The sequence below is a fragment of the Marivibrio sp. genome, from assembly GCF_040218065.1.
In the GTDB taxonomy this organism is placed as follows: domain Bacteria; phylum Pseudomonadota; class Alphaproteobacteria; order UBA8366; family Aestuariispiraceae; genus Marivibrio.
Genome location: NZ_JAVJQE010000015.1, coordinates 244,523 through 266,744, shown reverse-complemented (window position 1 = coordinate 266,744; position 22,222 = coordinate 244,523). Strand labels below are relative to the sequence as shown.

The window sequence follows — 22,222 nt, the reverse complement described above, 5'->3', positions numbered from 1 at the left end:
TCACATCGCGAGCGTCGATCCGGTCTTCCGGCGACGGCTCGCGACACCCAGTCGGCCCGGCCGCTCGCCGCCGCGCGGCTCCCCCTACCGCACCGCTCCGACAGGCGCTGTGCTGTTGTGCGATGCACAAACACCCGGCTCTGTTAGATCAAGATGCGTGCCAGAGTCGCGACTGGCATATTTTTCTATTTAAAACAGAAGGTTAGGAGTTTCGCCTCCTTCGGGCGCCGTGGTGCCGGTTTATTTTTTTGCCCAAAAAATAATCATGGATCCCGAAACGCCTAAATTTTAATCAAGTCTTAACCCATTCGGTCAGAGGGCGGGGCGGTGCGTCGAAACGCGCCCGAACGTCCGGCGCCGCGGCCTGGACAGACCGGCCCGATCGACCGATCTTTCCCGGCGACGTTTCGTTTTTTCGCAGGAGACGCCCGATGGCCCGCCCCGACGACCTCGCGCCCGCGACCGCCGGATCCGCCGCCGACCCGACCGATCCCGGGTCGCGCGCGCCGACGGCTCGCGCGGACGTGCTGTTCGCCGGCGGCGGCATGGTCGGTCTGACGTTGGCTTGCGCGCTGGCCCGCGCCGGCCTTGAGGTGGCGGTGATCGACCGCGAGACGCCGGCGGAAGTCGCCTCGCTCTCCTACGACGGCCGCGCGTCGGCGATCGCGCTCGGCTCCAAGCGGGTGTTCGAGCAGATCGGGTTGTGGGCGCGGATCGAGGAGGAGGCCTCGCCGATCTGGGACATTCGCGTGGCGGACGGCCATCCGTTGCGCGGCGTCTCGCCGCTGTTCCTGCACTACGATCATGCGGAGGTCGGGACCGACCCGTTCGGCTGGATCATCGAGAACCGCGTGATCCGCCAGGGGCTGCACGCGCTGGCCGCCGATCTTTCCCGGCAGACGGGGCGCCTGCACCTCATGGCGCCGGCCGGCGTGGAGCGGATCGAGCGCGGACCGGCGGTCGCGCGCGCGCATCTCGCCGACGGCCGGGTGGTCGCGGCCGATCTGGCGATCGCCGCCGACGGCAAGTTTTCGCGCCAGCGCGAAGCGGCGGCGATCAAGACCACGGGCTGGACCTACGACCAGGTCTCGATCGTCTGCACCGTGCGCCACGAGCGCAGCCATGAGGGAACGGCGGTGGAGCTGTTCCTCCCCGGCGGCCCCTTCGCCATGCTGCCGATGACGGAGAACCGCTCGAACGTCGTCTGGTCGGAGAATAAGGACCTCGCCCCCCGCTTTCTGGCGATGGACGACGCGGCCTTCCTGTCGGAGTTGAAGACCCGGTTCGGCGACTGGCTGGGCGAGATCGAGCTCGCGGGGCCGCGGTTCTCCTATCCGCTCAGTCTCAGCCACGCCGAGACCTACACCGCCCGGCGTTTCGCGTTGATCGGCGACGCGGCGCACGCCATCCACCCGATCGCGGGTCAGGGCCTCAACATGGGGCTGCGCGACGTCGCCGCGATGGCGGAGGTGCTGGTCGACGCCCGCCGGCTCGGCCTCGATGTCGGGTCGGCCTCGACGCTCAAGGACTATGAGCGCTGGCGGCGCTTCGACAACGTGCTGCTGGCGGGCGTGACCGACGCGCTGACGCGGCTTTTCTCCAACGACGTCGCGCCCTTGCGCCTCGCCCGAGACGTCGGGCTGGCGGCCGTCGACCGCACCCCGCCGGCCAAGCAGTTCCTGATGCGCCACGCCATGGGCGTCGTCGGAGACCTGCCGCGCATGGTGCGCGGCGAGCCGCTCTGAGGGCGCGCGCCGGGGCGCCCGGTCACGGCGTCTCCAGCTGCGCCGGGGTCTCCAGATCGAGAAAGGCGCCGTTCCAGCGCCGCACCCAGCCGCGCACCCGCACGACCCGCCCCTCAAGCGCGTCGAGATCGACGCCCGCGCGCTCGAAGCGGCGCGCGGCCCCGGCGTCCAGGCCGGCGGTGAAGTCGCGGCGCCAATCGGCCCCGAACTCCAAGAAGACCCGACGACCGGCGCGCCCGACCCGCGCCACCACCCCCTCCACGATCGCAAAACCGTCGAGCGGCCCGTCGTAAGGCTCGGCGGCCGCGACGCGAAAGAAGCCGTCCCGCCAGAAGCCGGCGCCGGCCGCCCGCGCCTCCGCTTCCGCCGCCAACAGCGCGGCGAGGCGCGCCGGCGGGGCGTCGGGCTCCGCCAACGTCACGGCGCGCCCGGCGGCGAGCATCGCGACGGCCAGGTCCGTCCCGTCGGCCAGGCGCAGACGCCCGCGCAGCCGAGCGTATCGGTCGCGCGCCGCGGCGGCGAGATCGACCCGCACCGTCGCGCCCAGCGTCCGATCGGCCAACGCCGCGGCGGCGGCCCGCTCGGCTTCGATCGCGCCCGGACGCCAAAGACCGGGGGAGAGCAGATGCGGCAGGACGAACTCGCGCCCGCCCGCAAGGCGCACGCGGTCGACGGCGATCGCGGCCTCGACGCGGGCCTCGAAGCTTTGCGGCAGGCCCGCCTGAAGATCGAGCGGGGAGGAGGCCTCGTCCTCGGGGGGCGGCGCGGGGGCGGGCGGCGCGGCGGCGTCGAGTTCGAGCGGCGGTTCGGGCGGCGGTTCGGGCGTCTGGGCGCGCGCGTTCGGCCCCGGCGTCCCGCCGCAGAGCGCCGCAAGCGCGAGCGCGCCGGCCCAGACCCCCGCCCTCGCCGCGCGCCGTGCGATCATTCCTCTCCTCCTCGCTAGCCTGCGGAAAGCGCTGGCCATTTCCGCTTTGCGCGCGCCGGGCTCGCCCCGCATACTGCCGGACGGCGGCGCGACCGCCGCCAGTTGCATCTTAACCGAAGGCGCGATCATGCCGCGAGACCGGCTTTACCCCACCCTCGACGCCCGCGCCAGCGGCCGCCTCAAGGTAGAGGCCCCGCACGAGATCTACTGGGAGGAGGCGGGCCATCCGGGCGGCGTGCCGGTTTGCTTCCTGCACGGCGGGCCGGGCGCGGGCTCCAGCGCGGGCCATCGGCGTTTCTTCGATCCCTCGCATTATCGCATCGTGCTGCACGATCAGCGCGGGGCCGGACGCTCCTCGCCCCAGGCCGAGATCGAAAAAAACGACACCCAGCGCCTGATCGCCGACATCGAGGCGCTGCGCGCGCATTTGGGGATCGAGCGTTGGATCGTCTTCGGCGGCAGTTGGGGCTCCAGCCTCGCGCTCGCCTATGCGCAGGCCCATCCGGAGCGCGTGATCGCGCTGGTGCTGCGCGGCGTCTTTCTGTGCCGCCAGGCGGAGGTCGACTGGTTTCTGCACGGCATGGGCCGCTTCTTCCCCGAAGCGGCGGAGGCCTTTCTCGGCTTCCTGCCGGAGGCGGAGCGCGGCGATCCGCTGGCCGCCTATTACGCGCGGCTGTGCGATCCGGATCCGGCGGTGCACGGTCCCGCGGCGACCGCCTGGAGCCGCTACGAGGCCGAATGCTCCACCCTCATGCCCAATCGCGAAAGCGTGCAGTCGCTGACCCGATCCGACGTGGCGCTGCCGTTGGCGCGGCTCGAGGCGCATTATTTCGTCAACCGGCTGTTCCTGGAGGAGGGGGAGCTGCTGGCGAAGGCCGAGCGCCTGCACGGCATTCCGGGCGCCATCGTCCAGGGGCGCTACGACGTCGTCTGCCCGCCGCACTCGGCCCATGAGCTTGCGGCGGCTTGGCCGGACGTGCGCCTGACGCTGGTCCCCGACGCCGGCCATTCCGCCACCGAGCCGGGGGTCGCCATCGGCCTGGTCAACGCCATGGAGCGGTTCAAGACGCTCGGCGCGTAAGGCGCCGAGCGGGGGCGCGGCGCCCGCTCACCCCTCCGCCCGCACCCGCCGCGGGAACAGCCGGCGCACCCCCATCGGGGCCAGATAGCCGACGAAGAAGCCGACGAAAGCGTGGAACAGCCCGGAGAGGCTGAGCGGCGCGGCCGGGACGTAATCCTCCAGCGCCGCCGAGGCGACCTCGGGCTCCAGATTGAGGACGATCTGGACGACGTGCAGATAGGCCGGCGCGTCCTCGATCCGCGCGATCGCCGTCTCCAGCCGCCGCTTGCGGCTGACCAGATCCAGCAGCGCCTCGCCCTCGCGCACGACGATCGGATCGGGGTTGCCCAGCAGCCGGCGCAGATACGCGTAGCGCTCCAGACCGGCGGCCTGCGCGCGCTCGTCGAGCGCCGCCACCTGGCGCGTCACCTCGTCGAGCGCCCCGCCGAGGCGCTGCAGATACTGTTGACGGAACTCCGGAACCTGCGAGGCCAGAAGGGCGACGATCAGCGCGAAGGCGGTCAGCAGCGTGCGTTTCATGGGCGCGGCCTCGTGTGACGGAACGGACGCTCAGGCGTCGGCCTTCAGCGCCTGGTCCAGGAAAGACGTCGTCCGATCCCAGGCGCGGGCCGCCGCCTCCGCATCATAGGCCGGGTCGGCCGGGTTGGCGAAGGCGTGATCGGCGTCATACCAATAGACCGTGAGCGCGCCGCCCGCCGCCGCCGTCGCGGCGATGAAATCCGCCACCATCGCGCGGTCGATAAAGGGGTCGCGCTCGGCGAAATGGCCCAGCACGGGGCCTTGCAGCGCGGCGAGCTCCGCGGTCGGGCGGTTGACGCGGCCGTAATAGACGACGCAGGCGGCGAGCGGCGCGGCGAGCGCCGTCGCCAACGCCCATCCCCCGCCGAAGCCCCACCCGAGCGCGCCGACCGGCTCGCCGGCCGCCGGACCGCGCGCCAGCCAGTCGGTCCAGCCGATCAGCGCCTCCCGCGTGCGCGCGGGATCCAGCCCGTCGATCAGGGCGCGCGCCGCTTCCGGCGTCGTCGGCCGGCGCCCGTGCGTCAGATCGACCGCCAACGCCGCATAGCCCCGCGCCGCCAGATCAGCCGCCGCGGCGGCGACGGCGTCGGTCAATCCCCACCATTCGGGAAGCAGCAGCACCCCCGGCGCGGGCGCGCCGTTCGCCGGCCGATGCAGCAGCGCCGCGACCTCGGCCCCGTCGGAAAGGGTCAGCGTGACGCGCTCTCCCGACGGCGGGGCGGGCGCCTGCGCCGCGGCCGAAGCCGATCCCCCGCGAACGAGGGCCGCCGCGCCCAGCGCGGCGCCGGCCAGCGCGCCCGCCGCCTCCCGGCGCGAAAGGGGGCGCGAAAGGCGGGATCGGGCGCTCACTTCGTCCCGAACAGCCGGTCGCCCGCGTCGCCCAGGCCCGGGACGATGTAGGCGTTTTCGTCCAGCTTCTCGTCGAGCGCGGCGGTGTAGACCGCCACGTCCGGGTGCGCGTCGGCGAAGACCTTCACCCCTTCCGGCGCGGCCACGAGGGAGAGGAAGCGGATGTTCTGCTCCTCCGCCCCTTCGCGCACCAGCACGTCGACGGCGTGGGCGGCCGAATGGCCGGTCGCCAGCATCGGATCGCAGAGGATGAAAAGGCGGCCGCCCGGCGCCGGCAGCTTGACGTAATACTCTTTCGGCCGCTTGGTCTCAGGGTCGCGGAAGAGGCCGATATGGCCGATGCGGGCGGAGGGCATCAGCTCCACCAGCCCGTCCGCCATGCCGAGGCCCGCGCGCAGGATGGGCACGATCGCCGGCTTGCGGCCGGCCAGCACCGGCGCGTCCATGTCGGTGAGCGGCGTTTCGATGGACTGCGTCGTCATCGGCACGTGGCGGGTGATCTCGTAGCCCATCAACAGCGCGATCTCGCGCAGCAGGCCGCGGAACATCGCGGTCGGCGTCTCCTTTCGCCGCATCCAGGACAGCTTATGCTGCACCAGCGGGTGGTCGACGATGTGCAGCGTGGGGAAGTCAGGGTGGCTTCGCATGGCGGGGACGGCCTCTCGATCTTATTTCGCAGCGGGCGCAGCGTCTGGCGGTGCGGCGGAAGGCGCGCCCGCGCGCGACCTCGACCGGCGCCGCCGGCCCGGGATCGGGCGGGGACGTCGCGCGGCGCGCTCGGTTTCGCTTTCTCGCTAAGCCGCCACCATAGACGCGGCCGCCCCGCCCCACAACGCCGCAGGCGCGCCGCCGACCGCCTTAAGCGGCTGCACCGGCGGCGGAATCGGGGTAAGGTCGAGCCTTCACCGTCAGCGCCAGACCGACAGGACGCCCATGACCGCGAAAGTGACCCGCCTGCCCTCCGCCGACCGCCCGCGCGAGGAGGTTCGAGCCGAGGAGATCGAGGAGGCGCGCCGGCGCGCCGATCGCCGCGCCAGGACCGCCGGCTGGATCGCCGCCGCCGCCACCGGCGGCTGGGTCGCACTGTGCGGTTGGTATTTCCAGACCATGGGCGGGCTGATGCTGCTCGAAGCCCTGCTGCCGCACGAAATCGGCGCGATGCTGGCGGGCGCGCTGTTCCCGGTGCTGCTGGTCTGGCTGATCGCGCTGTACGTGCGGCGGGCGGAGGATGTGCGGCTGCACACGGAGACGCTGCGCCGACAGCTGGCCTTGCTGACCTATCCGGCGGACGAGCAGGACGCGCGCGTGCGAAGCGTGGCCGACGCCCTGCAGCGTCAGACCGACCGGCTGACCCAGGCCGGCGACGTCGCGGCCGCCAATCTGGGCGAGCTGGCCGAGACGCTGCGCCTGCAGATCGAGGCGCTGGAGAGCGCCAGCGGCTCGACCGAAGGCCGCGCCAAGAGCCTGCGCGAACAATTGAGCCACCAGACCGACCGGCTTGAGGCGATGGCCGACCGCCTGGAGCGCCATCAACGCCAGGTCGAAGCCTCGGCGGAGGAGACGGCGAAGGCGCTGGGCGAGGCGAGCGAATCGGCCCTCGCCCGCGCGCATGAAATCGAATCCGCGCTGCACGCCCAGGCCGAAGATTTGGTCCAGGCGGCCGCCCGCGCCGCCGAGCAGGCGGATCTGTTGGGCGCCCGTTTCGAGGAGAGCGCCAAGCGGCTCGACGTCGCCGGCGCGACGAGCCAGGGCAAGGCGGAGGAAATCGCGGCCAACCTGAAAGCCGGCGCCGCGAGCCTGAGCGAGGCCGGCGGCGCGGCCGAGGAAAGCGCCCGGCGCATCGCCGAGCGCTTGCGGGCCGAGACCAAGCGCCTTTCGGACGCCCTGTCCCAAAGCTTCGGCGAACAGCAGGGGGCGCTTGACCAGTATCTCGCCGACAGCCGCCAGCGGATCGAGCGGATGAGCGAACTGCTGGCCGAGCGCAGCCGCATGCTGGGCGACGGCGTCGCCGATCGGCTGAACAGCCTGACCGAAGGGCTGGAGGAGAGCTTCCAAGGGGCCGATCGCACGGCCGACCGGCTGGGCGAAAAGTTGGAGGATCAGGCCGAACGCTACGCCGGTCGGCTGGACGAAGCGCTGGAGGCGCACGGCAAGGGGTTGGAGCGGGCCTTGGAGCGGAGCGCCGAAGAGGTCGCCGCCATCGTCGAGCAGTTGAAGAGCCAGACCACGGCCCTGGAGACCGCCAGCGAGCGCTCGGCGACCCAGGCCTCCGTCGTGCGCGGCGCGGTGGCGCGGCAGGCCGAGGATCTGGCGGCGCTGGCGGAGCGCCTGACGCGCCAGACCGACGCCTTGCAGGCGGCCCAGGGCGCCAACGCCGACGCGCTGGCCGAGACCGCCGAGACCGCCGGCGCCGAGATCCGGCGGGCGAGCGCCGCCCTGATGCAGGAGGCCGAGCAGCTGGGCGACGCCGGAAGCGACGCCGCGAAACGCGCCGACGGCGTGCGCGCCGCGCTGGCGCGCCAGACCGAGGCGTTGATGCAGGCCGCCGAGGCGACCGCGGCCCAGGCCAGCGCGCTGGACCGGCAGATCGAAGACCGCCTCGGCCAAGTCGCCCAGCGTCTGCAGGAGGGCGGCGCGGCCCTGACCCGGGATTTGGATCCGACGCTGGGCCGCGCGGAGGAGACCGCCAAGAGCCTGCGTCAACAGTCCGAGGCGCTGCGCGCCTCGGCCGAATGGAGCGCCGAGCGCGCGCGCAGCGTCGGCGCGGCCCTGGCCCGCGACGGCGAAGCCCTGCGCCAGGCCGCGGACGCCGCCGCCGAGGGCGTCGGCGCGGTGCGCGCGGCGCTGGGCGAGGGGACGGAGGCTTTGAGCGTCGCGAGCGCGGAGGCCCGCGGCGCGGCCGAGGGCGTGCGCGAGCGTCTGCGCGCCGACGCCGACGCGCTCGCCGCCCTGGCGGGCCAACTGAGCGACCAGGCCGAGGCGATCGACCGCGCAGTCGAGCGTCAGACGCAGTCGTTGGCCGGCGCGGCCAAAGCGGCGGTCGACGGCGGCGCGGATTTGGACGCGACCCTGACCGCACGCGTCGGCGAGCTGCGGCAAGCGGCGGATCAGGTGGCCGAGCGGCTGGCCAAGGCCGGCGGCGCCTTCCGCGCCGAGCAGGGGGCGCTTCAGACCGCGCTGGAAAGCGCGCTGAGCCTGATCGAACAGGTCGGCGCCAAGTTCGCCGAGCAAAGCGAGAAGGTCACCACCGCCTCCGTCCAAGCCGGCATGCAGGTCGCCGACAACCGCGACCAGCTCAAGGCTCAAGCGGCGGGGCTGGCAGCCGCCGCGGAAGAGTCGGAGAAGGCGCTGCGCCTGGTCTCGGACGCCTTCGCCGCCCAGGCGGCCCATGTCGACGGGCAGACCGCGACCTCAGGCGAGCGGATCGAGCAGCTGATCGAACTCTTGCGCAAGCAGGCGGGCGAGGTCGCCGCGGCCGGCGATCTGGCCAATCAGCAGATCGCGACCGTCGGCAAGACGCTGGACGAGCGGCTGGAGGCTTTGGAGAAGGCGGCCGGGGTGGCCGACGGCGCGCTCAAGGGCTTCGCCGAGCGGCTGACCGACAAGGCGGCCCAGCTGGAGAGCGCGAGCGAGACCGCCCGCGCCAAGACCGAAGCCGCCGGCGCCGTGTTCGACGACAAGGCGGAGCGCCTGACCCGCGCGGCCGACGCCGCCGCCGAACAATCGAAACAACTGGCGCAAAAGGAGATGGAGGCGCGGCGCAATCTGTTCCTGAAGACCGCGCGCTTCATCGTGGAGGACCTGAACTCGATCTCGATCGACTTGACCCGCATGTTGCAGGGCGAGGTGCCGGAGGCCGACTGGAAGCGCTACGTCAAGGGCGACCGGGGCGTCTTCACCCGCACCCTGCTGCGCCAGAAGCAGGGCGCCGCGGTGCGCCGCATCGCCGAGAAAGTCCAGGAGGATCCGGAGGCCCGGAAATACGTCACCCGCTACGTCGATCAGTTCGAGCGGCTCTTGAGCGAATCCGAAAGCGCCGATCCGGAGCACCTGCTGCACTCGACCTTCATGACGGCCGACGTCGGCAAGCTCCACATCCTGTTGAACCGCGCGCTGGGGCGCGAGGACTAGCGCGGGCGTCGCCGGGTCGCGTCACCCCTCGTCCAACAGCTTGGCCATCAGGATCTCGTCGATCAGGCCGCGTCCGGGCAGCTCGACCGAGCGCCGCTTGGTCCCTTCGCGCCCGTAGCCCAGCCGCTCATAGAGCCGCTGCGCCCGGTCGTTCGGTTCGAAGACGGTGAGCTCGAGCCGGATCAGGCCGGCGGCCTGCGCCCGCCGCTCGACCGCCGCCATCAGCGCCCGCCCCAAGCCGCGGCCCCAATGCGCGCGCAGCACGCCGACGCCCACCACGGCCGTTCGTCGGGTGCGTTGCAGACGGCCGGGAATCAGCACGCCTTCGCCGACCGGCGGCCCCTCCGATCCGTCCGCCCGCACGACCCAGGCGTTCATCATGGCCGCGCCCGACGCCCCCTCGAAGCTGCGGATGACGCCGGCCATCTCCGCGTCGTCGGCCGCCCGCTCCTCGGGGCCGCGCAGAAAGAAAGGGGTCTCGTCCAGCAACTGCGCGCCGAAGCGGCGCAGGACGGCGGCGTCGGCCGGGCGGGCGGGACGAATGCGATAGCCGGGCGGCGCCGGATCCTGATCCGCGCTCACGGCCGCGCCTCCCGCTCGAACACCGGCGCGAGGGCGACGGTCACCCGCACCGACCCGATCAGCCGGAAGCGCGCGGCCAACGCGTCCAACGCCTGGAGATCCGCCGTCGCCGCCTTCAACAGCAGCGAGCCCGCCCCCGCGATGCGGTGACATTCCAGGATCTCCGGCGCGCCCTCCGCCGCGGCGAGCGCGGCGCGCATCCGATCGCCGGGGACGTCGATCTCGAGGAAGGCGGTCACCCGTCCGCCCAACGCCGCGCGATCCAGGCGCGCGGCGTAGCCGCGAATGACGCCCGCCCGCTCCAATCGACGCACCCGCTCCGCCGCCGCCGGGGTCGACAGGCCGACCGCCTTCGCCAGGGCGCGAAAGCTCAACCGCGCGTCCTGTTGCAGGGCGACGAGCAGTTTGCGGTCGAAAACGTCAAAGGTGCTTTCCATTTGTAAATTTTTATATCAGTTTGCCTTCTAAATAAAGTCTCAACCGCCCGGCGGCGGGGCGGCTGCGCCCGTCCGACCGACGGCGGCGGCGAGACTTTCTCATGGCCTGCCCCGTGCGGGCGCCGTATCGTGCGGAAAAGCGTCGGGTAAGACCAAAGTCGGTGGAGGGAAATCGCGGCCGGGGGCGGGGGGCTCCACGGCCTCGTCCACCGTTTTCTGCGGGGCCGTTCGATGAGCGAGGCGCATGCGCGCGACGGCGCGAGCAAGCTTCCTGAAACCTTTCAGCAGCGCGGGATCGCCGCGCCTTTCACGACGCGGATTCTGAGCTTCGCGCGCTACCGCCGGTCGCACGGAGCGGCGGACATTCTGGTGCCGGGGCTGGGCGCGGGGACGGAAGTCTACGTGATCCCCTTCAAGACGCTGCCGGGCGTCTTCTCCATGACCGTTTTCGACCGCGCCCTGCACGAACAATTGGGCCGTCTGCACATGGTCACGCCGCTGGCCATGCGTCAGGCGGCGATGGAGGTCGCCGCGACCGGTCTCGCCGGTCCGCAGCCGATGCGCCGCGCCCGCAGCTGGCGAAACCGTCAGGGCGCGCTGCGCAACAAGGTGCTGTTCGGTCTGATCAAGTCGGCGGTCGAACAGCTCGGCGGGGCGGGCGAAGAGGCCAAGACCATGGACGAGCGCGCGCTGATGACGCCGGAAGGTCTCGCCGCCGCCCGGCGGGCGTTGCGGGGCTTCGCCGAGCAGGCGGGGGTCAACGGCGGCGAGATCATCAAGCGGCTGGAGATCTGGTCGGATCTGGTCACGCCGGTCGGCGCGCACGAGGGCGACGGGCTGGAAGGCCCGCTCGCCGAGCGCGTCGCCGCGGTCGAGGACCTCGCCGCCGACCTGTCGAAATGGCTGATTCCCGAGCCCCCCGACACCGCCGAAATGGCCCAGCGCACCGCAACCGCCGGCCGGGCCATGGCCAAAGAGGCCCGCAGCGTCATCGATCGTCTGCACGGGATGGCCCGGGCCATGAGCGGGCCGTTGCACGATTGGGACAAGGCGAAGGTGCAGATCAACCGCCGGGTCGAGCGGATCGCCTATCTGACCGACGGCTGGCGGCGCATCCTGGACATGTGGGAGATCGCCCAACGCTCGGACCGCAACGAGCAGCGCGACGTGCTCGAGACCTTCGCCCAGCACATCCCCATCCTGCCGTTGGAGGCCGTCGGGGCGGACGCGCTGTGGATCGAGTTGCGCGAAAGTCAGGCCCGCTGGATTCGAAACAGCCGTCAACGGGTCGATTCCGATCTCGACGACGACACCCGCGACAAGCTCAATCAGTTCCGCCAGGAGGCCGCATGAGTGCGGACGCGGGCGAACAGTTGCAGCAGTTCGTGCAATCGCTGCCGGAGCCGTCGCTGAAGAAGCTGGCGGCGACGATCGAACTCGATCGCGGCGAGAACCGCTACGGCCTGCCGCACGACGCCATCATGCAGATCCTGCGGCCCCGGCTGGCGGAAGTCCGCGCGCCGCGGGTCTTCACCGCCCAGCGCATGCTGTGCGTGCCGTTCGAGGACATGCTGGTCGTCAAGGATCCGGGCTACAAGGAGACGGGTCACATCCTGCGCCGCTCCATCATGCCGATGTGGACGCTGCTGACCGAGACGCTGATTGCGGATGATTGGCCGCCGCTCGCCGACGCCTTCACGGCGGCGCAGAAAGCGGGCGACGAGGCCCGCGCGGCCGCCGCCGCCTCCGACATCTGGTCGACGGCGGCCGACGCGCTGATCGCCTGGCTCGTCGAACAGGAGGCCGATCCGGACCAGCTGCGCAAGGCGGCCAAGCGGCTCGGCGGAACCCGCGCCCTGGAGGACGCGAAGGAGATGGCCTACACGCTGCGCATCGCCGACATCCTGGAGTCGGCGAAGGCCAGCCTGCCGCGCAAGCCGATCTTGAACCTCAATCAGGAGCAGGTGAACGTCCTGAAGCGCCATTACGATCAAGTAGCCGAACAGCACTCGGGCTTGGAGCTCTATTTCCTGACCGCGATCATGGGTCGGCTGTTGCAACCCTTCCCGATCTTGAAGCTGGTCCGCGCCGTGACGCCCAAGCTGGACGACACGCTGGCCAGCCGTCCCGACCTGGCCACGGCCGGCAATATGGTGATCCGCGCGTTGGAGGCCGACGCCGAACGGGTCTCCGCCGTCGCCGAGGAGGAGGGCGCGACCGAGGAGGAGATGATGAGCCGGGTGCGGCGCTTCGCCGCCGCCTTCAAGGGCATCACCAGCGACATCGGCGTGCGCCGGGACGGCGAATGGGGCCGGCGCATGTTTCAGTGCCGGGCCCAGGTTTCGGATGCGGTCGAGCGCATGATCTTGCGCGACGCGGATCAGGTCGTGCTGCTGGTGCTGCCGAAATCGGGGACGCGGCCGGTGGCGGATTTCTCCGACCTGCCCGACGAGGCGCGCTTCGACCGCTCGGAGCGCCGCGCCCGGGCGCTGGGCGAGACGATGGCGATCGCCGAGGAGATCGGCCTGCAGTCCGCCTGCGCCTCGACCATCAACTCGCTGCGCAAGGACCTCGACAATTACGCGGCCCGCATCATCGCAAAGCTGCCCAAGGCCGAGAGCGAAGACGAGATGGAGCGCGCCCGCGCCCATCTGGCCGCCGCCGTGCGGTTGATCGAACTGATCTCCAACTCCGACGAAGCCGACCTGCTGCGCCGGCGCGGCAACGCGGCGCTCGACCGAAAGGCGATGAGTTGAGCGCTTCCGCCGCCCCCCGCCGCCGCGCTAGACTGCAGCCATGATCGGCAAGATTCTGCGCTTCGCCTTCCTGGAGAAGGACGCCCGAAAACGCTGGGAGGAGTCCGCGGCGAAGAAGGCCGCGGCCGGAAAGCCGGCCGGAAAGCCGGTCGGAAAGCCGGTTGGACAGCCGATCGGCAAGGCGGCCGCCCGAAAAGCGGACGCGCCGCGCGGCCCGGGCGCCGTCGAGCGTGCCGGCGACGAGGGCGCCGCCGGGGTCGAGGGCGCCGCCGGGGTCGAGGGCGACCTGCAGGCGATCCGTCAGGCGATTGACGCGGCGCACGCCGAGATGACGCGCGGCGCAGCGGCCGGGACCCCCGCGCCGAGCGGCGACGGCGGGCGCGCGGCCGAACGCCGACAGTTGATCCGAAGCGCGCTGACGGTGCATAAGCTGAAGCAGTCGGCGCTCGACGATCTCGACCCGGAGCAGCGCGCCCAGCTGCGCCTGATGGCCGAGAAGATGTTGGGCGTCGACAAGCGCGGGCGTTGACCGGCCTGTCGCCCGCCCCCCGCCACGCAAGCGTCGGAGTCCCATGCCCCGCCCGATTCCCACCGCCGAGGAGCTGGCCGACCGACTGGCCGCGGGCGAACGGCGGGCGTTGGCCCGCGCCATCACATTGGTCGAAAGCGCGCGCGCCGACCACCGCGCCGTGGCCGAGGACCTGCTGGCCCGCCTCATGCCCAAGACCGGGGCCAGCCTGCGCATCGGCCTGTCCGGCGTTCCGGGGGTGGGCAAGTCGACCTTCATCGAAGCCTTCGGCCGCACGGTGACCGAGCGCGACCGCAAGCTCGCCGTGCTGGCCGTCGATCCGTCGTCGAAACGCAGCGGCGGCTCGATCCTGGGCGACAAGACCCGGATGGAGGAGCTCGCGCGGAACCCGGCCGCCTTCATCCGCCCCTCGCCGGCCGGCGGGACCTTGGGCGGCGTGGCGCGGCGCACGCGCGAATCGCTTCTGCTGTGCGAGGCGGCCGGCTTCGACGTCATCCTGGTGGAGACCGTGGGCGTCGGCCAGTCGGAGACTGCGGTCGCCGAGATGACCGATCTGTTCGTGCTGATGCTGCTGCCGGGCGGCGGCGACGAGCTGCAGGGTCTGAAGAAAGGCGTGGTGGAGATCGCCGATCTGTTGCTGGTCAACAAGGCCGACGGCGCGCTGGAGCGCGAGGCGCGGCGCGCAGCCGCGGAGTATCACGGCGCGCTGAACCTGCTGTCCGGCGGTCCCGATCGGGTCTGGGCGCCGCCGGTGCAGACGTGCTCGGCCGTCACCGGCGCCGGGATCGAGGAGGCCTGGGAGACCATGCGCCGCTTCGAAGAGACGATGCGCGAGGCCGGCCGCTTCGAGGATCGCCGCGCCGAGCAGGCGAAAAGCTGGCTGCATGACGAACTCGCGGCCGGTCTGATCGAGGCGCTGAAGCGCGATCCCGCCACGGCCGACCGTCTTCCGGCGGTCGAGGCCGAAGTGATGGCGCGCAAAAGCCCGCCGACGGTCGCGGCCAAGCGGCTGATCGAGGCGTTTCTGGCGGGCGGGCGGTAGCGATCGGTCGCCTCTAGCCGTCCACCGGCGCGCCGACGCCGAGCCCGAGCGCTTCGGCGGCGGACCCCTGATTGACCGCGATTTCGGCCAAACCCGCCGAATTCTCGTACCAGAAGAGCTCGCCCGCGCCCGCCTCCGCGAAGGTCCGCCGGCGCGCGAAGTCGAGGTGCGCGCGCTCGGCGCGCAGCCCGGTCATGCAGTTGCCGTAGGCGTCGACATAGACGATCTCCGCCAGATCGTCCGGCCAGTCGAGGCCGACAGGCGCGGGGCCGTCGAGCGGGCGGCTCTCCAGCGGATCGCCCGCCGCCCAGCGCGCCGCGGCGGGCGCGAAGAGATCGCGGCCGTGGAAACTGGCGCTGAGACGCGGCGGGACCCAGACGATCTCCCGCCAGGCGGTCCGGGTCGCCCGCTTGGCGACGATCGCCAGCAGCCCGTTGTCGGGGCCGACCAGCTTGCGCCCGTCCGCCTCCAGCATCAGCGCGCGCCGCCCGGTCCCGACGCCGGGGTCGACGACGGCGCACAGCGCGGCGTCGCGCGGCAGAGCGGGGGCCAGCGCCGCGAGCAGGTAGGCCGCCGGCTTCGGCCGGAAGGCGGGCGCGTCATGCTGCAGATCGACGCGCGCGAGGCCGGGCGCGACGGCCTCCGCGGCCGCGTGCAGTTGACCGACATAAGGGCCGGTCGCGCCGAAATCCGTGAAGAAGCACAGCATCGCCATGACGCGCACTATGGCGCGTCGGGCCTCCCGGCGTCCACCGCCGGGGCGCCGCTCAGCCGATCTCCTTCAACAGGTCCGGAATCGTGCGCCGGTCGCCTTCGCCGGGCCGCAGACACAAGACGCGCTTCGAGCCGGTGCGATGGGCGTCCTGCTCCTTCAGACACTGGGCCTCGGTCGCCTGGTAGAAATTGTAGCTGATCGGCGCGAACTCGCCGTCCACCGGCGAGGTGAAGCCCACCAGCACGATCATCGTCAGCAGTTGAGCCGTCTCCATCGGTTCGTCCCTTCGGTGCGACGTTTCATGACGAATCGATGAAAGCATGGCGCACACTGTGCGCCCTGTATAGCCCTTATGTGCACAAAGTGCGCTTTTGACGCGTCGCCCGCCCCGTGGTTGCCGCCGCCGCCGCGTTTTCCTAAAGTGAAACACGCTGAAGGCGAGCGGCGACGGGGCGCAGACATGGACGACGGGGCGACGCCGGGCGCGGGCGCGGGCGCGGCCCAGGGCTGGGACGCGCTGGCCGATTTGGCGGCGAACGAGGCCGTCGCGGCGCTGTTCGACGATGCGGACGCGCGCGCGACCCTCTTGGCCGCGATCAAGGACGCGGGCGCGCCGGCGCCCCTTCATCACATCGTCTTCTTTTGCTTGAAAAAGGCGGTTTTCGGCGCCGCCGGCTTCCTCGGCGGCCGGGCGACCGCGCGGCTGGCCGCCTTCGCCCAAAAGTTCCCGGCCCTCAGATCGCTGCGCGACAAGCTGCTGGGCCTGGCCGAACAGGCGCGCAGCCGGGGCGAGGCGCGCGCGGCCCTGCGCGCCGGCCTGTCGGCGGAGGCCCTGGCGGGCGCGGGCGAGGACGCGGATCTTTCCGTCCTGCAAGCGCTCTATCTGAACGAGCGGCTCGACGATTTGGTCGACGAAGAGGGCCTGCGGGCTCTGCTGGACGAAATGCGCCACGGCGTGCGCGACGACCTAAAGCAGGCGTTGGACGCGCGCGAGGAGCCGGCGCTCGCATGGGTGATGCAGGAGAACGCCGCCGCGTCGGACAGTCCGGTCGACCGCATCACCTACACCGCCGGGATCTTTGACCTGCACGGCCGCGAGGATGTGCTCGCGCTGTTGCACGCCTTCCTCGGCCGGCCGGCGGCGGCGATCGGGACGGACGGCTTCCGCTGGCTCCTGATGACCGGCGAGGCGGGGGAAGGCAAGACGCGCCTCGCCGTCGCGCTGACGCAGCAGGCTCGAGACGGGGGTTGGGCCGCCGGGCCGCTGACGCTAGACGATCTGGCGCGGTTCCGCGCCGATCGGTGGCGGCCGTCGCGGCCGACGCTTTTGATCATCGACTATCCGGCGCTGGCGGCCGGGCGCTTGAACCGCTTGCTCATCGATCTGACGCGCCGCGCGCGGGACTTCGATTTTCCGGTGCGCCTGCTGCTGCTGGAGCGCGCGGCCGACGGCGAATGGTTCAAGGCCATGCTGCCCGCGGACGCAAGCCGCGCCTCCCTTATCGAAACCGCCTTCGCCGTCGAGGGGTCGCCGCGGCCGAAGGAACAGGGGCTGGCGCTGCCGCCGCTGGCGCACGCGGCGATCGTCGCCCTGATGCAGGAGCGGCTCGACGCTTTGGGAGCGCCGCCGCCAGACGACCCGCGTGCGCTTGTTGTGGCGGCGCACCGCGTCGATCCGCGCCGGACGCCGCACGACGACGGCGGCATTCCGATCCCCCGCGCCCTGTTCGCCGCCGCGGCGGCGGAGGTCGTGGGCAAAGCCATGGTCGAGGAGGGGCTTTCCTTCGATGAGGCCGCGGCGCGGTTCGGCGCGCAGGAGGACATCCTCGCCTATCTGATCGAGCGCGAGCGGGAGAAGCGCTGGGCGCCGGCCGCCAAAGGCAAGCACCCGCACACCCTGCCGGCGCATGAGGCGTTGTTGGCCCTCGCCACCGCCTGCCTCGGCCTGCCGCACGCCGACCTCGCCAAGGCCGACGCGGACCTCTGGGCGGCGGCGCGACTGCCGCAGGAGGCGTTCGGAGCCCCGGTCCCGCTGGATGACGGTCTCTACAACGTCATGGCCGGCGCGGACGCGACGGCCTTTCCGGCGTTGGAGCCGGATCTGCTCGGCGAATATTTCGTCCTCGATACGCTGCAGCGCCTCAAGGCGGGGGGCCGCGCCCCGGCCGCCCAGGCGCTGATCGACCTCGCCTTCGCCCTCGGCGGCGATCGAACGGCCGTGTTCCTGCTGCGCTGCCGACGCGATCTGCCGCAGCGCCTTGCGGCTTTGGATCATCTGGCGCCGTCCCCCGCGGGGGGCGCGGCGACCACGTTCTTCTTCGCGCGGGCCGCGGTGGATCTGGCGGCCGCCCTGGCTAAAGGCGCCGACTGGTCCGCGATCGACGCCGTCATGGCGCGCCTCGCCGCGTTACAGGCGGCGTCCCCGCAGGCCGCCGACATCGCGCTGACGGAAGCCGAGGCCGCCTTCAACGTCACCAGCGCCGCCGGCGCCGCCGGCGACTGGCCGCGGGTCGAGGCCATGCTGGACCGCCTGGACCGCCTGCGACGCGCCTTTCCCGACAGCGCCGACATCGCGCTGGAGGAGGCCGCGGCCGCCTTCAACGTCACCAGCGACGCCGGCCGCGCCGGCGACTGGCCGCGGGTCGACGCCATGCTGGACCGCCTGGACCGCCTGCGACGCGCCTTCCCCGACAGCGCCGACATCGCGCTGAGGGAGGCCAAGGCCGCCGTCAACGTCACCCACCACGCCGGCGCCGCCGGCGACCGGCCGCGGGTCGACGCCATGCTGGACCGCCTGGACCGCCTGCGACGCGCCTTCCCAGACAGCGCCGACATCGCGTTGGAGGAGGCCAAGGCCGCCGTCAACGTCACCCACCACGCCGGCGCCGCCGGGGACCGGCCGCGGGTCGAGGCCATGGCGCGGCGGAGCGCGGCGCTGGAGACGGCCTTTCCGCAAAGCGCGGAGATCCACGCGTCTGTCGCGGCGCAGCGGGTGGCGGCGCATCACCATCGCCGGACGCAGGGCGAGGACGCGACCGCGGCGGCCGGCGCCGCGGCGGCGCAGGCGGCCGGCCGGCGGCTGGCGGCGTCCCAGCGCGAGGGGTCGGACTTCGCGGTCGGCGCGTGCCTGATGATCATCAAGGACGCGCGGCGGCTGGCGCCGGCGGATGCGGACGTCGCGGCGCTTTATGCGGCTTTAGAAAAAGCGGGCGTCGATTTCGCGCAGCTTCCGGACTATCCGGACGCCGCGTGAGGCGGCGGCGCGGTCGGCGTCCGCCCTCAATGCCGGAAATGGCGCATGCCGGTGAAGACCATGGCGACGCCGGCCTCGTCGGCGGCTTGGATCACCTCCTCGTCGCGCATCGAGCCGCCGGGTTGGATGGCGGCCGTCGCGCCCGCGCCGACCGCGGCCATCAGGCCGTCGGCGAAGGGGAAGAAGGCGTCGGAGGCGACGACGCATCGGTCCGTCCCCTGATTGTCGCCGGCCTTGGCGGCGGCGATCTTGGCGCTGTCGACGCGGCTCATCTGCCCCGCGCCGACGCCGACGGTCGCCTGGTCGCGGGCGTAGACGATGGCGTTCGACTTGACGTGCTTGGCGACCCGCCAGGCGAACATCAGGTCGGCGAGTTCCTTGTCGGTCGGCTGGCGCTTGGTGACGACCTTGAGGTCCTGCTCCGTCAGCACGCCGTTGTCCCGGCTTTGAATCAGCAACCCGCCGGAGATCGAGCGCACGATCGTCCCCTCGTCCGCCGGGTTCGGCATGGCGCCGGTCGCCAACACGCGCAGGTTCGCCTTCGCGCTCAGGACCTGCTTGGCCTCGTCCGTCACCTCCGGCGCGACGACGACCTCGAGGAACAGTTCGGTCAGCTTTTCGGCGGTCTGCGCGTCGAGCGGCCGGTTGACCGCGACGATGCCGCCGAAGGCCGAGACCGGATCGCAGGCCAGCGCCGGGCCCCAGGCGTCGACCAGCTTGGGCGCGCTGGCGACGCCGCAGGGATTGGCGTGCTTGACGATCACGACGCTCGGCTCCGTGAACTCGGAGGCCAGTTCGAAGGCGGCGTCGGCGTCGTTCAGATTGTTGAAGCTGAGCTCCTTCCCCTGGAGCTGCTCGGCCCGCGCGACGCCCGGACGGCGGTCTCCGGCGCGGTAATAGATCGCGGCCTTCTGGTGCGGGTTCTCGCCGTAGCGCAACACCGACTTGCGGCGCGAGGCGACCGTGATCCGCTTCGGCCAATCCTCGCCCTGCTGCTGGGCCAGCCAGTCGCTGATCGCGCTGTCGTAGGCGGCCGTGCGGGCGTAGGCCTCGCGCGCCAGGAATCGGCGCAGCTGTTCCGAACAGGCCCCGGCGTTGGCGTCCATATCCTCCAGCACCGACTGGTATTCCGCCGGATCGGTGATGACGGTCACGTGGGCGTGGTTCTTCGCCGCGGCGCGGATCATGGCCGGACCGCCGATGTCGATGTTCTCGATGCACTCGTCATAGCCCTTGCCGGAGAGCATCGTCTCGACGAAGGGGTAGAGATTGACAACCACCATGTCGATCGGGGCGATGTCGTGGCTTTCCATCGCGACGCGGTGCTTGTTGTCGTCGCGCTTGGCGAGGATGCCGCCGTGGATCGCAGGGTGCAGCGTCTTCACCCGCCCGTCCATGATCTCCGGGAAGCCGGTATGGTCGGACACCTCGGTCACCGCCAGGCCGGCCTCCTTCAACGCCTTGGCGGAGCCGCCCGTCGACAGGAGACGCACCTTGTGGCGGGCCAGCCCCTGAGCGAACTCGACGAGGCCGGTCTTGTCGGAGACCGAGATCAGGGCGCGGGCGATCGGCGTTTCAGCCATGGAGGATCCTTCTGTCAACGTCGAGACGGTGGGTGACGGGACGCGGCCGGCCTACTCGGCCGCGTCGGAATTCGGCGCGGCGTCGGCGCGCGCGGCCTTGAGCGTTTCCGGATCGGGCGTGAACTCGGGCACCAGCGCCGCGAGCCGGGCGAGCGCGTCGGCGCGCGCGCGGCCTCGGGCCGCAGCCTCCAGCGCGTCGAGCGCCGCGCCGAGTTCGAGCGCGTCGCCGGCGCGCGGCGCGGCCAGCGTCATGCCGGGCGCGCGGGTCGGCAGCTGCGATTCCTCGTCGTGCAGCAGTTCTTCGAACAGCTTTTCGCCCGGGCGCAGGCCGGTGAACTCGATCCGCACGTCGCGGTCAGGCTGCAGCCCGGCGAGATGGATCATCTGTCGCGCGAGATCGAGGACCTTCACGGGCTCGCCCATGTCGAGGACGAAGATCCGACCGGCGGCGTCCTGGTCCTCCACGCCGACGACGGAAGCCTGGAGCACGAGCTCGACCGCCTCGCGCACCGTCATGAAATAGCGGGTCACGTCGGGATGGGTGACGGTCAGCGGTCCGCCCGCGGCGAGCTGGCGTTGGAACAGCGGCACGACCGAGCCGGTCGACCCCAGCACGTTGCCGAAGCGCACGACGACGAAGCGGGTGGCGCCTTCGCCGCGGCTCACAGGGTCGAGGGCCTGGATATAGGCCTCGGCCAACCGTTTGGTCGCGCCCATCACGTTGGTCGGGTTGACCACTTTGTCGGTCGAGATCTGCACCATGCAGGCGACGCCCGCCTTGCGGCAGGCGTCCGCGACGATGCGGCTGCCGAGCGTGTTGGTGAGGATCCCCTCCAGCGGGTTCGCCTCCACCATCGGCACGTGCTTGAGCGCGGCGGCGTGGAACACGAGCTCAGGCGCCAGACGCGTCATGACGTCCTCGATCCGCCCGCGATCGCGCACGTCGCCCAGGACGACGTGGCGGGGCAGATCCGGCGCGCGCTCGGCCGCCTCCAAGTCGATCAGGTAGAGCTGGTATTCGGACGCGTCGAGCAGCGCGATCTCCGACGGCCTGAAGTCCAGGATCTGGCGGACCAACTCCGAGCCGATGGTCCCGCCGGCCCCGGTGACCAGAACCCGGCGGCCTTCGATCAGCCCCTTCATCGCCGCGCGGTCCAACGGGATCTGCGGGCGCCCCAGCAGATCCTCCACCGCAATCGGCCGCACCGAGAGCGCGCCGCCCGAGAAACCCCCGGCCTTCAGCTCCGAGAGCTTGGGCAGCCGCGCCAGCGTCAACCCGTGCGTCTCGCCGATTTCCAGCACCCGGCGCACGGCCGCGCCGTCCAACCGCTCGCGCGTCAGCACCAGGCGCTCAGGCCGGCCGTCCTTGCCGCGCCAGCGCTCGAGGATCGCGTCGAGATCGTCGATCGACCCCATGACCGGGACGCCGTGCATCTCGCGCCCGACGCGTCCGCCCTTCTCGTCGATGATGCCGACGGGCTTGTAGGGCGCGCCGGGATCGCGCTGCTGTTCGCGAATGAAAAGCTCCGCCTCGTCGGCCGCGCCGATCAGCAGCACAGGCACGCGCCGAACGCCCTGACGGGAGAGGACGTTGCCGAGATGGCGGTCCTTCATGATGCGGTAAAGGAAGCGCGGCCCCCCCAGCATCGCGATCAGCAGGAACCATTGGATGATCGGGGCCGAACGCGGCACCATCTCAAGCCGCGTCAGCAGAAAAAGCAGCGGCACGAACAGCAGAACCGCCAGCGTCACCGCCTTCGTGATCGCCACGAGATCGTTGAGCGAGGCGTAGCGCCAGATGCCGCGATACATCGGCACCGTCGAGAAGGCGAGCGCCGCGCACAACGCGAACAGCGCCGTTCCCTCCCAGAGATAGTCGCGGGTGAAATAGGGCGTCGCGTCGCCGAGGCGCAGATAAAGCGCGAGCGGAAACGACGCCGCCGCCATCGCGACGTCGTGCAGGAACGCCACCCGCGCCCGGCGCACTCGGAGAAGCTGCGTCATGGCTGCTGTTTAATCCCGGGCGGGGCCGCGTGCAAGCGCGCGCCCCGCAGCGCGCGGCCCGGAAGGCGGGG

The 22,222-nt window shown here is 71.7% G+C and carries 18 protein-coding genes; 8 read left to right on the top strand and 10 right to left on the bottom strand.

The window, feature by feature from the left end; all coding sequences use genetic code 11:
- Window positions 1–431 precede the first annotated feature (431 nt).
- Window positions 432–1,745 carry a UbiH/UbiF/VisC/COQ6 family ubiquinone biosynthesis hydroxylase gene (locus RIB45_RS17095; RefSeq protein ID WP_350051754.1) on the top strand — a complete coding sequence of 438 codons (1,314 nt, stop codon included), beginning with the start codon at window positions 432–434 and terminating at the stop codon, window positions 1,743–1,745.
- A 22-nt stretch (window positions 1,746–1,767) separates the two neighbouring features.
- Here RIB45_RS17095 and RIB45_RS17090 read toward each other — a convergent pair whose 3' ends face one another.
- On the bottom strand, window positions 1,768–2,670 hold the full coding sequence (locus RIB45_RS17090) for a thermonuclease family protein (RefSeq protein ID WP_350051753.1): 903 nt from the start codon (window positions 2,668–2,670) through the stop codon (window positions 1,768–1,770).
- A gap of 127 nt (window positions 2,671–2,797) precedes the next feature.
- Here RIB45_RS17090 and pip point away from each other — a divergent pair, with 127 nt between their 5' ends.
- Window positions 2,798–3,751: a prolyl aminopeptidase gene (gene pip, locus RIB45_RS17085; RefSeq protein ID WP_350051752.1), complete on the top strand. Its 954-nt coding sequence runs from the start codon at window positions 2,798–2,800 to the stop codon at window positions 3,749–3,751.
- A gap of 27 nt (window positions 3,752–3,778) precedes the next feature.
- Here pip and RIB45_RS17080 read toward each other — a convergent pair whose 3' ends face one another.
- The 3 genes from RIB45_RS17080 to upp are packed head-to-tail and all read right to left on the bottom strand — an operon-like array spanning window position 3,779 to window position 5,766.
- A complete protein-coding gene (locus RIB45_RS17080) occupies window positions 3,779–4,270 on the bottom strand; it encodes a DUF2937 family protein (RefSeq protein ID WP_350051751.1) in 492 nt (163 codons plus the stop codon).
- 30 nt (window positions 4,271–4,300) lie between these two features.
- A complete protein-coding gene (locus RIB45_RS17075) occupies window positions 4,301–5,119 on the bottom strand; it encodes a dienelactone hydrolase family protein (RefSeq protein WP_350051750.1) in 819 nt (272 codons plus the stop codon).
- The gene (upp, locus tag RIB45_RS17070; RefSeq protein WP_350051749.1) at window positions 5,116–5,766 is read right to left on the bottom strand and encodes a uracil phosphoribosyltransferase; all 651 of its coding nucleotides are present in this window, start codon (window positions 5,764–5,766) and stop codon (window positions 5,116–5,118) included. The genes RIB45_RS17075 and upp overlap by 4 nt, the downstream gene beginning before the upstream one ends.
- Before the next feature lie 286 nt (window positions 5,767–6,052).
- Between upp and RIB45_RS17065 the strand changes: the two genes are divergently transcribed.
- Window positions 6,053–9,250, top strand: coding sequence for a coiled-coil domain-containing protein (locus RIB45_RS17065; protein WP_350051748.1), 3,198 nt, complete (start codon window positions 6,053–6,055; stop codon window positions 9,248–9,250).
- A 21-nt stretch (window positions 9,251–9,271) separates the two neighbouring features.
- On the opposite strand, the gene RIB45_RS17060 is transcribed toward RIB45_RS17065, so the two are convergent.
- Window positions 9,272–9,832, bottom strand: coding sequence for a GNAT family N-acetyltransferase (locus RIB45_RS17060; protein ID WP_350051746.1), 561 nt, complete (start codon window positions 9,830–9,832; stop codon window positions 9,272–9,274).
- Window positions 9,829–10,269 carry an Lrp/AsnC family transcriptional regulator gene (locus RIB45_RS17055; RefSeq protein ID WP_350051745.1) on the bottom strand — a complete coding sequence of 147 codons (441 nt, stop codon included), beginning with the start codon at window positions 10,267–10,269 and terminating at the stop codon, window positions 9,829–9,831. Before RIB45_RS17055 ends, RIB45_RS17060 begins: the two co-directional genes overlap by 4 nt.
- Before the next feature lie 231 nt (window positions 10,270–10,500).
- Between RIB45_RS17055 and RIB45_RS17050 the strand changes: the two genes are divergently transcribed.
- Genes RIB45_RS17050 through meaB form a run of 4 tightly spaced genes read left to right on the top strand, consistent with a single transcriptional unit; the run spans window position 10,501 to window position 14,596 of the window.
- Window positions 10,501–11,622 carry a hypothetical protein gene (locus RIB45_RS17050; protein ID WP_350051743.1) on the top strand — a complete coding sequence of 374 codons (1,122 nt, stop codon included), beginning with the start codon at window positions 10,501–10,503 and terminating at the stop codon, window positions 11,620–11,622.
- On the top strand, window positions 11,619–13,025 hold the full coding sequence (locus tag RIB45_RS17045) for a hypothetical protein (RefSeq protein ID WP_350051742.1): 1,407 nt from the start codon (window positions 11,619–11,621) through the stop codon (window positions 13,023–13,025). The genes RIB45_RS17050 and RIB45_RS17045 overlap by 4 nt, the downstream gene beginning before the upstream one ends.
- A 40-nt stretch (window positions 13,026–13,065) precedes the next feature.
- Window positions 13,066–13,554 (top strand): hypothetical protein, encoded by a 489-nt coding sequence (locus RIB45_RS17040; protein ID WP_350051741.1) that lies wholly within the window; start codon window positions 13,066–13,068, stop codon window positions 13,552–13,554.
- 43 nt (window positions 13,555–13,597) lie between these two features.
- Complete coding sequence (gene meaB / locus RIB45_RS17035; RefSeq protein WP_350051740.1) at window positions 13,598–14,596, top strand: methylmalonyl Co-A mutase-associated GTPase MeaB; 999 nt, start codon at window positions 13,598–13,600, stop codon at window positions 14,594–14,596.
- Window positions 14,597–14,609: 13 nt separating this feature from the next.
- Here the strand turns inward: meaB and RIB45_RS17030 are convergent, their stop codons facing one another.
- Window positions 14,610–15,311: an SAM hydrolase/SAM-dependent halogenase family protein gene (locus RIB45_RS17030; RefSeq protein ID WP_350051739.1), complete on the bottom strand. Its 702-nt coding sequence runs from the start codon at window positions 15,309–15,311 to the stop codon at window positions 14,610–14,612.
- 52 nt (window positions 15,312–15,363) lie between these two features.
- Window positions 15,364–15,585 carry a hypothetical protein gene (locus tag RIB45_RS17025; protein ID WP_350051737.1) on the bottom strand — a complete coding sequence of 74 codons (222 nt, stop codon included), beginning with the start codon at window positions 15,583–15,585 and terminating at the stop codon, window positions 15,364–15,366.
- Between the two features lie 186 nt (window positions 15,586–15,771).
- On the opposite strand from RIB45_RS17025, the gene RIB45_RS17020 reads away from it, so the two are divergent.
- Window positions 15,772–18,564: a hypothetical protein gene (locus RIB45_RS17020; RefSeq protein ID WP_350051736.1), complete on the top strand. Its 2,793-nt coding sequence runs from the start codon at window positions 15,772–15,774 to the stop codon at window positions 18,562–18,564.
- Window positions 18,565–18,590: 26 nt separating this feature from the next.
- Here the strand turns inward: RIB45_RS17020 and purH are convergent, their stop codons facing one another.
- Both purH and RIB45_RS17010 read right to left on the bottom strand, forming a co-directional pair.
- Entirely contained in the window at window positions 18,591–20,147 is a 1,557-nt protein-coding gene (purH, locus tag RIB45_RS17015; protein ID WP_350051734.1) for a bifunctional phosphoribosylaminoimidazolecarboxamide formyltransferase/IMP cyclohydrolase, read from the bottom strand.
- 51 nt (window positions 20,148–20,198) lie between these two features.
- Window positions 20,199–22,151, bottom strand: a complete 1,953-nt coding sequence (locus tag RIB45_RS17010; protein ID WP_350051732.1) for a polysaccharide biosynthesis protein — start codon at window positions 22,149–22,151, stop codon at window positions 20,199–20,201.
- Between the last annotated feature and the right edge of the window lie 71 nt (window positions 22,152–22,222).